This window comes from Actinosynnema sp. NPDC053489 (assembly GCF_044544865.1).
Lineage (GTDB): Bacteria > Actinomycetota > Actinomycetes > Mycobacteriales > Pseudonocardiaceae > Actinosynnema.
Window position 1 is genome coordinate 1 of record NZ_JBITXT010000027.1, and the last position, 12,740, is coordinate 12,740.

12 protein-coding genes and 1 rRNA gene are annotated in these 12,740 nt (G+C 72.2%); 11 read left to right on the forward strand and 2 right to left on the reverse strand.

Annotated features, from left to right (window positions below; translation table 11 throughout):
* The first annotated feature begins 12 nt into the window (after positions 1–12).
* From rrf to ACIGNX_RS34345, 3 genes are all read left to right on the forward strand, one after another.
* A 5S ribosomal RNA gene (gene rrf, locus ACIGNX_RS34335) occupies positions 13–129 on the forward strand.
* A 100-nt stretch (positions 130–229) separates the two neighbouring features.
* The gene (locus ACIGNX_RS34340) at positions 230–1,798 is read left to right on the forward strand and encodes a deoxyguanosinetriphosphate triphosphohydrolase family protein (RefSeq protein ID WP_396545678.1); all 1,569 of its coding nucleotides are present in this window, start codon (positions 230–232) and stop codon (positions 1,796–1,798) included.
* A 201-nt stretch (positions 1,799–1,999) separates the two neighbouring features.
* Positions 2,000–4,741 carry a S8 family serine peptidase gene (locus ACIGNX_RS34345; protein ID WP_396545680.1) on the forward strand — a complete coding sequence of 914 codons (2,742 nt, stop codon included), beginning with the start codon at positions 2,000–2,002 and terminating at the stop codon, positions 4,739–4,741.
* Between the two features lie 67 nt (positions 4,742–4,808).
* Here ACIGNX_RS34345 and ACIGNX_RS34350 read toward each other — a convergent pair whose 3' ends face one another.
* Positions 4,809–5,786 carry a hypothetical protein gene (locus tag ACIGNX_RS34350; protein ID WP_396545682.1) on the reverse strand — a complete coding sequence of 326 codons (978 nt, stop codon included), beginning with the start codon at positions 5,784–5,786 and terminating at the stop codon, positions 4,809–4,811.
* A 309-nt stretch (positions 5,787–6,095) separates the two neighbouring features.
* Here ACIGNX_RS34350 and ACIGNX_RS34355 point away from each other — a divergent pair, with 309 nt between their 5' ends.
* The 5 genes from ACIGNX_RS34355 (at position 6,096) to ACIGNX_RS34375 (ending at position 8,724) form a co-directional block, all read left to right on the forward strand.
* Complete coding sequence (locus ACIGNX_RS34355) at positions 6,096–6,671, forward strand: hypothetical protein (protein ID WP_396545684.1); 576 nt, start codon at positions 6,096–6,098, stop codon at positions 6,669–6,671.
* Positions 6,668–7,339, forward strand: coding sequence for an acVLRF1 family peptidyl-tRNA hydrolase (locus ACIGNX_RS34360; protein ID WP_396545686.1), 672 nt, complete (start codon positions 6,668–6,670; stop codon positions 7,337–7,339). The genes ACIGNX_RS34355 and ACIGNX_RS34360 overlap by 4 nt, the downstream gene beginning before the upstream one ends.
* 81 nt (positions 7,340–7,420) lie before the next feature.
* Positions 7,421–7,783, forward strand: a complete 363-nt coding sequence (locus ACIGNX_RS34365; protein WP_396545688.1) for a hypothetical protein — start codon at positions 7,421–7,423, stop codon at positions 7,781–7,783.
* Between the two features lie 4 nt (positions 7,784–7,787).
* Positions 7,788–8,303, forward strand: a complete 516-nt coding sequence (locus ACIGNX_RS34370; protein WP_396545690.1) for a SigE family RNA polymerase sigma factor — start codon at positions 7,788–7,790, stop codon at positions 8,301–8,303.
* On the forward strand, positions 8,296–8,724 hold the full coding sequence (locus tag ACIGNX_RS34375; protein ID WP_396545692.1) for a hypothetical protein: 429 nt from the start codon (positions 8,296–8,298) through the stop codon (positions 8,722–8,724). The genes ACIGNX_RS34370 and ACIGNX_RS34375 overlap by 8 nt, the downstream gene beginning before the upstream one ends.
* Positions 8,725–8,823: 99 nt before the next feature.
* Here the strand turns inward: ACIGNX_RS34375 and ACIGNX_RS34380 are convergent, their stop codons facing one another.
* Positions 8,824–9,597 carry an SDR family oxidoreductase gene (locus ACIGNX_RS34380; protein ID WP_396545694.1) on the reverse strand — a complete coding sequence of 258 codons (774 nt, stop codon included), beginning with the start codon at positions 9,595–9,597 and terminating at the stop codon, positions 8,824–8,826.
* A gap of 140 nt (positions 9,598–9,737) precedes the next feature.
* On the opposite strand from ACIGNX_RS34380, the gene ACIGNX_RS34385 reads away from it, so the two are divergent.
* The 3 genes from ACIGNX_RS34385 (at position 9,738) to ACIGNX_RS34395 (ending at position 12,635) form a co-directional block, all read left to right on the forward strand.
* Positions 9,738–11,366 carry an ABC-F family ATP-binding cassette domain-containing protein gene (locus tag ACIGNX_RS34385; RefSeq protein ID WP_396545696.1) on the forward strand — a complete coding sequence of 543 codons (1,629 nt, stop codon included), beginning with the start codon at positions 9,738–9,740 and terminating at the stop codon, positions 11,364–11,366.
* Between the two features lie 177 nt (positions 11,367–11,543).
* Complete coding sequence (locus ACIGNX_RS34390; RefSeq protein ID WP_015103570.1) at positions 11,544–11,753, forward strand: helix-turn-helix domain-containing protein; 210 nt, start codon at positions 11,544–11,546, stop codon at positions 11,751–11,753.
* A gap of 66 nt (positions 11,754–11,819) precedes the next feature.
* A complete protein-coding gene (locus ACIGNX_RS34395; RefSeq protein ID WP_396545698.1) occupies positions 11,820–12,635 on the forward strand; it encodes an enoyl-CoA hydratase/isomerase family protein in 816 nt (271 codons plus the stop codon).
* Positions 12,636–12,740: the final 105 nt, after the last annotated feature.

Here is a 12,740-nt window from a genome sequence, read left to right on the forward strand (position 1 = left end):
ATTTCATAGTGTTTCGGTGGTCATAGCGGTTGGGGAACACCCGGTCCCATTCCGAACCCGGTAGTTAAGCCTTCCAGCGCCGATGGTACTGCACTCGTGAGGGTGTGGGAGAGTAGGACGCCGCCGAACAATTCTTCGCCTTCAGGGGCACCCGGTTCACCGGGTGCCCCTGAAGGCTTTTTCGTGCCCGGCGAGGTGCCGCCGGGCGTGCCGGGTTAAGTTCTCGGGCATGCACCACGACCCTGCCGACCCCCGAACGCAGCGCCGCCACGGCGGTGACTCCGCGGTCCAGGCCGACCTGGCCACGAGCCCGTTCCGGGTGGACCGGGACCGCGTCGCCAGCTCACCGTTCTTCGCCCGCTTGGGTGGCGTCACGCAGGTCGTCAGCTCGACCGGCTCGGGTCTGCTGGTGCACAACCGCCTCACGCACAGCCTGAAGGTCGCCCAGGCCGCCCGCGCGATCGCCGAGCGGCTCAACGCCCGTCCCGACCTCGTGGCCCTACTGGACAAGCTCGGCGGCTGCGACCCGGACGTGGTGGAGGCCGCTTCGCTGGCGCACGACCTCGGGCACCCGCCGTTCGGGCACCTCGGCGAGGAGGTTCTCGACCGGCTGGCCCGGCACCGGTTCGGGTTGTCCGACGGGTTCGAGGGCAACGCGCAGTCGTTCCGCATCGTGACGACGACCGACGTGCGCGGTCCGGCGGCGGTCGGGTTGGACCTGACCGTGGCGGTGCGGGCGGCGATGCTGAAGTACCCGTGGACGCGCCTGTCCTACCCGCAGCCGCACCCGCGTGACCTGCCCGAGCCGCCGCGTGGCGCCGCGGAGCCGACGGACGCCCCGGGCACCGGCTCCAGCAAGTTCTCCGCGTACGTCACCGAGCTGGCGGACGTCGAGCAGGCCCGTGCCTGTTACGCGGACCGGGTCGAGCCGTGGCAGCAGACGATCGAGGCGTCGGTGATGGACACCGCCGACGACATCGCCTACGCCATCCACGACCTGGAGGACTTCCACCGCGTGGGCGTGCTCCAGCACGCGTCGGTGTCGGCCGAGCTGAACACGTGGCTGGACCAGGCGGTGGAGCTGGCGGGGCTGAGCGCCGCCGACCTCGCCGCCCAGGAGCGCAAGCCGGGTCGTTCGCTGGAGGCGCTGCGCCGCCGGCTGCACGCCAAGGACTCGTGGGCGGTGGACGACGACGCGTTCGCGCACGCCGTGGCGATGGTGCGGGCCGAGCTGGTCGACGGCCTGCTGGCGGTGCCGTTCGACGGCTCGGTGGAGGCGGAGCAGGTCGTGGCCGGGTTCTCGGCCCGCTGGACGCGCCGCCTGGTGGACTCGGTCGGGGTGGTCGAGGAGCCGACGACCCGGTCCGGGCACGTGGTGCTGGCCGTGCCGCAGTGGCACGAGGTGCAGGTGCTGAAGTTCGTGCACCGGCGCTTCGTGCTGCTCCGCCCGGACCTCGCGCTGCACCAGCGGGGCCAGGCGCGGTTGCTGACGGCGCTGGTCGAGGCGTTGGAGCAGTGGGTCACCGACCGGCACGAGGCGAACCGGCTGCCGCGCCGGCTGCACGACCTGGTCGAACTCGCCGGGCAGGAGTACGCCACGCTGGCCCGCACGGACCCGTCGCTGCTGGTCGGGGCGACAGGGGAGACGCCGTCGGGTCCGGACGCCGTCCGGGCGCTGGCCCGCGGCCGCGCGGTGGTCGACTTCATCGCCTCGCTCACCGACAACCAGGCCGCGGCGCTGCTCGACGCGCTCTCCGGCCGCACCGGTCAGCTGTGGACAGATGCTTTTGTACTGTGAAATGTGATGGATTCACGGTCTGAGAAGTAGGCCGAACGGTGGCAGACGGTACTTGGCCGTGCGCAATACGTTGACCCCTCGGTCGGGGACACCCGACCGCAGGCCGCGTGCGTCGGGGGCACGCTAGATCTGGGGGAGACGCCTGTGCGCTCACCGAATCGCCGTTCGCGAAGAAACGCGCTCATCGCCGCCGGTGCCGCCGTGCTGCTGACCGCGGGCATCGTGTCGCCCGCCGCAGCCGACCCGACCCCGGCGTCCAAGGGCGTCGAGGACACCACCGCCGCTCAGATCGCCGCGTTGCAGGACATCAAGAGGTCGCTCACCCAAGCCGAGTCCAAAGTGGACAGCGCGCTCGTGGTCGAGCAGCGCCGCCGGGCCAACGCCACCGCGTTCAACCGGCTGCCCGCGCTCCAGACCGGGGTGAAGGTCCACAGCGGAAACACCGTCGTGGTCGACATCCGCGCGGTCTCGGTGACCGACGAGCTGGTCACCGCCGTGAAGGCCGCGGGCGGTGGCATCCGCTCCGTCTCCACCGAGGGCAAGACGGTCCGCGCGCAGCTGCCGTTGGCCGCGCTCACGTCCCTCTCCGCACGCGGGGACGTCCGCCGGGTCGAGGCCGCCGTCGAGTACAAGACCTACAACCAGCAGAACCGGGTCGGTCAGCCGGTGGCCACCGCCTCCACCAAGGAGGACAAGGCCCGGCGGATCGAGTCCCGCACCCGGGACGCGCTGGCCGCGCCGCGAGCGGCCAAGACGAGCGAGGGCGACCGGGCGCACGCCGCCGACACCGCCCGCGGCGAGTTCCACGTCACCGGCACCGGCGTGAAGCTGTGCGCGCTGTCCGACGGCGTGGACTCCCTGGCCACCTCGCAGGCCGCCGGTGAGCTGCCCGCCGGCGTCGACGTCCTCGCCGGCCAGGAGGGCGACGGCAACGAGGGCACCGCGATGCTGGAGATCCTCCACGACATCGCGCCCAACGCGAGCCTCGGCTTCGCCACCGCCGTCAACGGCGACGCGAGCTTCGCCGACAACATCCGCGCCCTGCGGTTCCGGCTCGGCTGCGACGTGATCGTCGACGACATCCTGTACTTCAACGAGTCGCCGTTCCAGGACGGCATCATCGCGCAGGCCGTGGACGCGGTCAGCGCCGACGGCGCGCTGTACTTCTCCTCCGCGGGCAACGAGGGCAACGTCGCCGACGGCACCTCGGGCCACTGGGAGGGCCAGTTCGTCGACTCGGGCGTCGGCGTCGGCAAGTTCGCCGGCACCGCCCACGACTTCAACCCCGCGCCGACCGCGAAGCAGGTGTTCAACCCGCTGTCGGACAGCTCGGGCAACGTTCCGGTGACGCTGTTCTGGTCCGACCCGCTGGCGTCGTCGTTCAACGACTACGACCTGTACCTGGCGAACTCGCAGGGCAACGTGGTGTCGTTCAGCCAGGGCGTGCAGGACGGCACCCAGGACCCGTACGAGCGGCTGACCACGCCGGCCAGCGCGTTCGGCCTGCGGCTGGCCGTGGTCAAGTACCGCGGTGACGACAGGTACCTGGCGCTGTCCGCGCTCGGCGGCCGGTTCAAGGACTCCTCCGACGGGCTGAAGAAGTTCGCCACGCCCGGCGTGACGCGCGGCCACTCCGCGGCCAAGGGCGCGATCAGCGTGGCGGCCGCGCCGGCGAACAACCCGCTGCCGTTCGACCTGGAGCCGGGCGACCCGGCCAACCCGCGCGGCCCGTACCCGAACGCGTTCGACGGCTCGCAGAAGCCCGAGCGGTTCACCTCCGACGGCCCGCGCCGGGTGTTCTTCGCGCCCGACGGCACCCCGAGCGAGGAGGTCCGGCAGAAGCCCGACCTGACCGCGGCGGACGGCGTGCAGACCAGCGTGGCGGGCTTCAACCCGTTCTTCGGCACGTCGGCGTCCGCGCCGAACGCCGCCGCCATCGCGGGCCTGGTGCTGTCCGGCAACCCGGGCCTGCCGGCCGCCGAGGTGCGGCAGGCGCTGACCGCGACGGCGGTCGACCTGGTCGAGGCGGGCGTCGACAACCGGACCGGCGCGGGCATCGTGCGCGCCGACCTGGTGCTGGCCTACACCGGTGCCTCGCCGCAGCCGCTGGCGAAGGCGGCGAAGCCGTCCGTGGTCAACGACAGCGACGGCAGCCAGTACCTCAAGCCGGGCACCACGGCCACGGTCACCGTGCCGGTGGTCAACACCGGTGACGGCACGGCCGCGTCGACCAGCCTCGTGCTGACCACACCCACCGCGGGCGTGACGATCGCGCCCCGGTCGAAGTACTACGGCAACGTCGAGGTCGGCCAGACGGTCACCAACACGTTCAAGGTGAGCGTGCCCGCGTCCCTGGGCGTCGGCTCGGCCGTCCGGCTCGACGCGCGGGTGACGTTCTCGGGGACCACGTCGCCGACCACGAGCTCGTTCACGCTCAACGTCGGCGAGCCGTCCCGCGACGCGAAGACGTTCGCCTACACCGGTCCGGTCGTGGCCATCCCGGACAACGACACCACCGGCGCGTCGGTGCAGATCCCGGTCACGGGCGTCGGCCGGGGCGCGAAGCTCGCGCTGTCGATCGACGGCGACAGCTGCAACGCCAACATCGGCGCGACCACCGTCGGCATCGACCACACGTTTGTCGGTGACCTGGTCGGCACGCTGACCTCGCCGTCCGGCGCGACCGCGACGGTGTTCCAGCGCAACGGGTCGAGCGGCAACAACCTGTGCCAGGTCGTGTTCGACGACGCGGCCGCGCAGCCGTTCTCCTCGGTGACCAGCAACCTCGCGCCGTTCACCGGCACGTGGCGGCCCACCACCCCGCTCGGCGCGCTGCTGGCCGAGCCGGTCGACGGCACGTGGACGTTCAAGGTCGTGGACGCGGTCTCCTCCGACCGCGGCTCGATCCGCTCCGTCTCGCTGAAGATCAACGGCTACATCTGACCGAGGTGACGGAAGGGCCCTGGGAGCGCGCTCCCAGGGCCCTTCTCCAATCCACGCGCAACGAGCGTTACTTCGGCCACTCCCAGCGGATGCCGAACACGCCGGGGCCGAAGCCGAGCGCCACGGCGTGCACACCGCCCGCCGCGTCCAGGGCCAGGTTGCGGCGGCGCGACGGGGTGTCGTCGCCGGCCGGCACGCTGAACTGCTGGCAGCGGGCGGGCAGGTTCGACTGGTCGAACCGCACCTCGATCACGTACTCGCGCACCGGCAGCCGGAACTTGCGGGCGAACGTGTTGTTGCCCGCCGGGTAGTGGCCCTCGGCGAACAGCAGCTCGTACTCCATGATGATGGTCTCGCCCCTGGTCAGGGGCCGGTCGAACATCATCTCGGCGGCCATGATGTTGGCGTCGGTGTCCTCGACCACCCGACCCAGGTGGCAGTTGCGCAGGTTCACCACCTGCGGCAGCACGTTGGCCTGCTCGGTCTCGAACACCAGCGCCCAGCGGTCCGGGCCGTCCTGCTCCGCGCGCAGGATCTGGCGCACCCACACGGAGCGCTGACCGCCGTCCGCAGCGATCTCGATCCGGTCGTGCTGGCTGATCCGGCCCAGCTTCACGTCCGAGGTGGTGTCGACCTTCGTGAGCAGGTTCGCCACCCGCTCGCGACGCGCCCACAGCGCGTCGATGGGCATCATCGTCGTCGGCCGGGACCGCCTGCCCCGCGGGCGCGGCGGCCCGAGCAGCGCGGACAGGCCGGCCTGCGGCACGCCGAGCACGGTCTCCAGGTGGCGCAGGGCCTCCAGCGACTCGGGCCGCTCGGGCCGCCGCCTGCCGGACTGCCAGTAGCTCAGCGTCGCGACGCTGATGGTGACCCCGCGCAGCGCGAGCCGGTGCTGGATGCGGTCGAGGCTCAGCCTGCTGGCTTTGATCGCGGCTCTCAGCGCCTCGGGGAAGGGTCCCGTGGTGAGAAGCTGCGCAAGACTGCCGTGGCCCGTCGAGTCGAGTTCGTCGACGGACAGGTTGGGTCGACCGGCAGCGTTGGTCATTGTGACTCCCCGCTGTCATGAGATCACGCCCCAGTGACCCTACCCGCCAACGCAGGGCGTTGGTGCCTTCCGGGTGGAGTCATTGGTTGGGCCGTACGGGTTACGAGTTCACTGGGATCGGCGTGGTTCTGTCAAGTGGTGAACATCCGGGCTCCTCCCTTTGTAAACCCGTCGGTAACATTGTGCAACGGCGGCTTCGGGGTGGCGGTGCTCACCCCTTCGGTCCTGGTGCGCCCGCGCGTGCCCGTCGCGCGCCCCGCCGGCCCCGACGATGGCGGTCGTTGATCCGTTGGGCCTACTGTGTGCCCGGTGACCCCCGCCCAGGACCCCGTGCCCCTGCCGGAGGACCCGTTGACGGAGGTCGCGGCCGCGATCCTCGGCGTCGACCACCACAGCGCCCTCGACCTGGTCGACGTCGTGCGCCACCAGGGCGGCCCCCTGGTGGACGTGGTCCGGGCGGGCGACGACGTGCTGCCCCGGCTGGCGCACGAGAACGCGCTCGACCAGGCGCTGCTGCTCGCCCGGCGGGCGCTGCGGCCCGGCGGCCTGTTCCTCGCCGCCGTGCCGGAGCTGGACAAGCTCGGCACGCTGCGGCCGACCGCGCCGCCGCCCAGGGTGTCCGGGCGCGGGCCCGACCGGCAGGTCACCGTGCAGCTGTGGGACTGGGCGGCCGACGGCGAGTCGTACGCCCTGGAGGTCGTGCGGCTGGTGCGCGGACCGGAGACGTGGGAGGTGGCGAACACCGTGTCGACCCGGCACCGCGTGCTGTCGCCCGAGCAGGTCGCCGCCTCGTTGACCGACGCCGGGTTCGGCGCCGTGCAGCGGCTCTCGCCGGCCGAGTGCGGGCACCCGCTGCCGGTCTGGGTCGCGGTCGCGCCGGCGTGAGCAGGGTCCGCCCGGTCTCCGGGGGAGGACGGGCGGTCGAGGTGCCGCCGGAACGCCTCGACGGGTGGTTCGCGCGGTTCGCCACGCGGCACGGCGGGGTGGTTTCCACGTCGGTGACGCCGTCCGCCTGCGTGGTCACGGCGGCGGACGGGGCCACGGCGTCGGTGTCGGCCGCGTTCGGGTCGTTCAGCCCTCCGGGTGAGCACGAAGGGCTGGTGGTGGACGCCGTGCTGGCGCACGCGTCCGCGTCGCGCCGGATCGGGTTGCTGCTGGTGCGGCTGGGCGGGCACGGCGTCGGGGTGGCGCGGGACGGGGTGGTGCTGGTGTCGACCACGGGCAGCCGTCAGGTGCACGGGCGCAACAAGGCGGGCGGGTGGTCCCAGCAGCGGTTCGCCCGGCGGCGGGAGGGGCAGGCGCGGGTCGCGCTCCAGGCCGCGGCGGACGACGCGGCGCGGGTGCTGGCGCCGCGGGTCGGCGAGCTGGACGCGGTCGTGCTCGGTGGTGACCGCCAGGCGTTGGACGCGCTGCGGGGCGACCGCCGGCTGGGGGAGGTGTTCGCGCTGGCGTCACCGCGCGTGCTGGACGTGCCGGAGCCGCGGCGGGCGGTGCTGGAGGAGGCCGCGGTCCGGGCGCGGGCGGTGGAGGTCGTGGTCCGCGAGAAGTCGTGACAACCCCCGCCCGGCCCGACCGCATTCATAAGGGTGAGGAGGCACCGACCAACCGGGGCCTCGGCAACCCGAGGAGCAGTAGTGCTGCGCAAACGACTCGTGCTGGCGGCCGGCGCCGTCGTGCTCGGCGGTGTCGCGGTGGCGGGGACGGCGTTGGCCTCCGGCGGCGGTGCCGCGCCCGCGCCCACCACGACCGAGCCGCCCGCCACGTCTCCCACCACGTCGATCGCCACGTCTCCCACCGCGGTGTCCCCGACGACGGTGTCGCCGACCCGGTCCGTGCCGATCGAGACGTCACCGCCGGTGACCACGCGCCCGGAGCCGACCACGTACCGGCCGCCCACGACGGCGACGGTGACGACCTCGCCCGGGGCGCCGCTGCCGGAGCCGACGACGACGAAGCCGCCGCTGCCGACGCCCACCGCGGTCACGACGGGGCGTTGACGGCGTGAGCTGGGACGCGGAGTTCACCCACTTCTTCGACCGGTGCGCCGACTCGATGCGCTTCACCGCGTTCCTGTTGTGCGGCAACCACCACGAGGCCGAAGACGTGGTGCAGTCCGCGTTCCTCAAGCTCTACCTGGCGGGGCCGCGGCTGGCGCGGCGCGACGGGATGGAGGCGTACCTCCGGCAGGTCGTGGTGCGCACGTTCCTGGCGGAGCGCCGCCGGGTGCGGTGGAAACGCGAGAAGCTCACCGACGCGGTGCCGGAGACGCCGGCGGCCGGGTCGTTGAGCGAGGACCGGCTGGTGGTGTGGCAGGCGTTGAGCGCCGTGCCCGCCAAACAGCGTGCGACGCTCGTGCTGCGGTACTGGCACGACCTGGCGGTGGAGGAGACGGCCGCGGCGCTCGGCTGCTCGGTCGGCACGGTGAAGAGCAACACGAACCGCGGCCTCAAGGCGCTGCGGCAGAGGCTGGGGCCGGAGTTCGGCGCGTTGTGGCAGGAGGTGTCGCGCGGTGCTTGAGGACGAGCTGAGGAAGACGTTCGAACAACTGGACATCGACCCGCGGCCGCGCACGTTCGACGCGGTGGACATCGTCTTCCGGGGGTCGGCCCTGAAACGCCGCCGTCGCGGCTACGCCGCCGTCGCCGCGACCGGCACGGGCACCGCCGTGGTCGCCGTGGTGATCGCCTTCGCCCTGCACCAACCGCCGAGCCGGCAGGACCAGAGCCCCGCCGTCCCCCCGGCGCCGAACCCCACCTCGACCACCCCCGCGAACCCGCCGGGCCCGTCACCCTCGCCCAGCCACTCCGACACCCCGGGCCTCACCACGACGAGCCCGGACCCCGACCCCACCACCACCAGGACCACCACCATCGACCTCTCGAACACCCCACCCCCGCACACCACCACCACCAGGCCAATCCCCATCCACACCCCTTGACCCCGGGGCTTCGGCCACTCGACCGCACCCACCCACACGACAACGGCGGAACCCGCGCATCGCGAGTCCCGCCGTCCCCGCCCCACCGACCCGCGCGACCTACCCGAGCGTGCCCGTCGCGAGGAGCCCGCCGTCCACGCGCACGGTCTCACCGGTGATCCACTCGGCCTCGTCGGAAGCGAGGAACGCGACCAGCCGCGCCACGTCCTCCGGTGTCCCGAGCCGCTTCATCGGGTACTGCGCCGACGCCTCCTCCTCCCGCCCGGTGTACAGCGCCTCGGCGAACCGCGTCTTCACCACCGCCGGCGCGACGGCGTTCACCCGCACCTTCGGCCCGAGCTGCCACGCCAGCTCCTCGGTCAACCGGATCAGCGCCGCCTTGCTCGCCCCGTACGCGCCGATCACCCCGGTCGACCGCAGCCCGCCCACGGACGCGATGTTCACCACCGCCCCGCCGTGCTCCGCCATCCACGCCTTCCACGCCAGCTGCACGAACCCGAGCGCCGCGACCACGTTGACGTCGAAGATCTTCCGCACCGCGTCCAGGTCGGCGTCGACCAGCGCGCCGAACACCGGGTTGATGCCGGTGTTGTTCACGAGCACGTCCAACCGCCCGAACCGCTCCACGGTCGCCTCGACGGCCCGGGCGCGATCCTCGGCGCTGCCCGCGTTCCCCGGCACCGCCAGTACCCGATCAGGTGACACCCCCGCGGCGGCGGCCAAGGACGAAGCGGCCGCCGTCACCGCCTCCTCCTTGCGCGAGGTGATGGTCACCGACGCGCCGCGCGTCAGCAGTTCCAGCGCGATGCCGTGCCCGATGCCCCGGCTGGCACCCGTGACCAGCGCCGCCCTGCCCGTGAAGTCCGAAGTCATGACCGCAATCTATGCCGGTGGACACACGCGGTTAATCCGGTGGCGCCCACCCCGTAGACTGGGGGTGTGGTCGTCTTGATCGAGTAGGTCCCGCGCACGCTGCGCCGTTGACCTCGCACGACCACACCCCGGAGTAGAACTTGATCACCGCGACCGATCTCGAGTTGCGCGCGGGCTCGCGCATCCTGCTGTCCGACGCCACCCTGCGCGTCCAGCCCGGCGACCGCATCGGCCTCGTCGGCCGCAACGGCGCCGGCAAGACGACGTCCCTCCGCGTCCTGGCGGGCGAGGGCCAGCCCTACGCGGGCGAGGTCCGCCGCACCGGCGAGCTGGGCTACCTGCCGCAGGACCCGCGCGAGGGCGACCTGTCGGTCATCGCGAAGGACCGCGTGCTGTCCGCCCGCGGCCTGGACCAGCTGCTCCGCGACATGGAGAAGATGCAGTCCACGATGGCGGAGCTGGTGGACGACGACGAGCTGCAGGCCGCCGTGCGCAAGTACGGCCGCCTGGAGGAGCGGTTCGCCGCGCTCGGCGGGTACGCGGCCGAGAGCGAAGCCGCCCGCATCTGCGCCAACCTCGGCCTGGCCGACCGCGTGCTCGCCCAACCGCTGCGCACCCTGTCGGGCGGTCAGCGCCGCCGCGTCGAGCTGGCCCGCATCCTGTTCGCCGCCTCCGAGGGCGGTGTCGGCACGAAGTCCAGCACGATCCTGCTGATCGACGAGCCGACCAACCACCTCGACGCCGACTCGATCGCGTGGCTGCGCGGGTTCCTCAAGTCGCACGAGGGCGGCCTGGTCGTGATCAGCCACGACGTGGAGCTGCTGGACGACGTGGTGAACAAGGTGTGGTTCCTCGACGCGACGCGCGGCGAGGTCGACATCTACAACATGGGCTGGAAGAAGTACCTCGAAGCGCGGGCCGCCGACGAGAAGCGCCGCCGCCGCGAGCGCGCCAACGCGGAGAAGAAGGCCGGCGCGCTCATGGCGCAGGCGGACAAGATGCGCGCGAAGGCCACCAAGGCGGTCGCCGCGCAGAACATGGCCCGTCGCGCCGAGAAGCTGCTGTCCGGCCTGGAGGACACGCGCCAGGCCGACAAGGTCGCCAAGATCCGCTTCCCGCAGCCCGCGCCGTGCGGAAAGACGCCGTTGACGGCCGAGGGGCTGAGCAAGTCCTACGGGTCGCTGGAGGTCTTCACCGGCGTCGACCTGGCCATCGACCGCGGTTCCCGCGTGGTCATCCTCGGCCTGAACGGCGCGGGCAAGACCACGTTGCTGCGGCTCATCGGGTCGATGGAGCGGCCGGACAGCGGCGAGGTCGTCGCCGGTCACGGCCTCAAGCTCGGCTACTTCGCCCAGGAGCACGAGACGCTCGACCACCAGGCGACGGTGTGGCAGAACATCCGCCACGCCGCCCCGGACGTGCCCGAGCAGCAGTTGCGCTCGCTGCTGGGCACGTTCCTGTTCAGCGGTGAGCAGCTCGAACAGCCCGCGGGCACGCTGTCGGGCGGCGAGAAGACCCGGTTGGCGCTGGCCGGGCTGGTGTCGAGCGCGGCGAACGTGCTGCTGCTGGACGAGCCGACGAACAACCTCGACCCGGCCAGCCGCGAGCAGGTGCTCGACGCGCTGCGCCGCTACGAGGGGGCGGTCGTGCTGGTCACGCACGACCCCGGTGCGGTGGAGGCGCTTGAGCCCGAGCGGGTGATCCTGCTGCCCGACGGCACGGAGGACCACTGGTCCCAGGAGTACCTGGAGCTCGTGCAGTTGGCCTGAGGCAACGGGTTCCGCCTTTCACACCCCAACGTGAGCGTTGATCGACTCTGCGTGATGGTATGACCGCTCGCAGATCATTTCGCTTGATCACCTGGCGTTCTTGGTCTCCGTGATCGATCATTGCGACGACAGGGGCTTTCGAAGGCCCGACCTGCTGTCTACGGAAGGCGGGACAAGGTGGCTGACCTGAAGAAGGGCGCCCGGATCACCGGCGCCACGCGGGACAAGCTGGCCGCTGACCTGAAGAAGAAGTACGAAAAGGGCGCGAGCATCCGGGCGTTGGCCGAGTCCACCGGGCGCTCCTACGGCTTCGTGCACCGGGTGCTGAGCGAATCCGGTGTGCAGCTGCGCGGTCGCGGTGGCGCCACCCGCACGAAGAAGAAGTAAGCTACCCTCCGGTAACCACATGGTGTCGAGGAGAGACGACGCCTGACGAAACCCGGAGGTTCGCGCATGTCGGCACCGACCACCATCGACGCCGACCTGCTGGAACGCGGAGGCGTGCGGCTCGCCGTCGACGGGGCGCGCGCGACGATCACGCTCGACCGTCCCGACGTGCTCAACGCACAGACGCCGTCGACCTGGGTGGCGTTGCGGACGATCGGTGAACAGCTGGGCCCGGACGTCCGCGTCGTGGTCGTCCGGGGTTCCGGTCGCGCCTTCTCGGCAGGGCTCGACCGGCGGATGTTCACCGGTGCGCCCGTGGAGGGCGAGCCCGGTCTGCCGGAGATCACGCGCCGGGGGCCGGAGGCGGGCGCGGCGCTGATCGCGGAGTTCCAGGAGGGCTTCCGCTGGCTGCGCGACCCGGCTCGGGTGACGATCGCCGCCGTGCGCGGGCACGCGATCGGCGCGGGGTTCCAGCTCGCGCTCGCGTGCGACTTCCGCGTGGCCGCCGACGACGTGCGGTTCTGCATGGCCGAGACCTCGCTCGGCCTGGTGCCCGACCTCGGCGGCACGCTGCCCCTGGTGCGCCTGGTCGGGTACTCGCGCGCGGCCGAGATCTGCCTGACCGGGCGGCGCGTGGGCGCCGAAGAGGCGCTGCGGATCGGCCTGGCGAACACCGTCGTGCCCGCCGACGGGCTGGACGACGCGGTGGACGCCCTGGTCGCCCAGGTCACCAAGCCGCTGCCGGGCGCGGTGCGGGAAACGCTGGCGCTGCTGACCTCGGCCGCCGACGGCGCGTCCGAGCAGGAGCAGTTGCGGGCGGAACGCGAAGCCCAACTCCGCCGCCTCGCCGAACTGACCGCCCTGGCCGGCGACCAACCCTGACCGGCGACCAACTCGACCCGGCCGAACACGATCGGGTGAGATTGGCCCGAACATGTACGGAAACACTGTTCCCGTACATCGGTTGATTATGACCGAGCCCCGAAC

Bases quoted from the DNA above. Each gene is read 5' to 3' on its own strand.
- ACIGNX_RS34340 (WP_396545678.1), top strand. From the start codon at position 230: ATGCACCACGACCCTGCCGACCCCCGAACGCAGCGCCGCCACGGCGGT.
- ACIGNX_RS34350 (WP_396545682.1), bottom strand. From the start codon at position 5,786: ATGACCAACGCTGCCGGTCGACCCAACCTGTCCGTCGACGAACTCGAC.
- ACIGNX_RS34380 (WP_396545694.1), bottom strand. From the start codon at position 9,597: ATGACTTCGGACTTCACGGGCAGGGCGGCGCTGGTCACGGGTGCCAGC.
- ACIGNX_RS34395 (WP_396545698.1), top strand. From the start codon at position 11,820: ATGTCGGCACCGACCACCATCGACGCCGACCTGCTGGAACGCGGAGGC.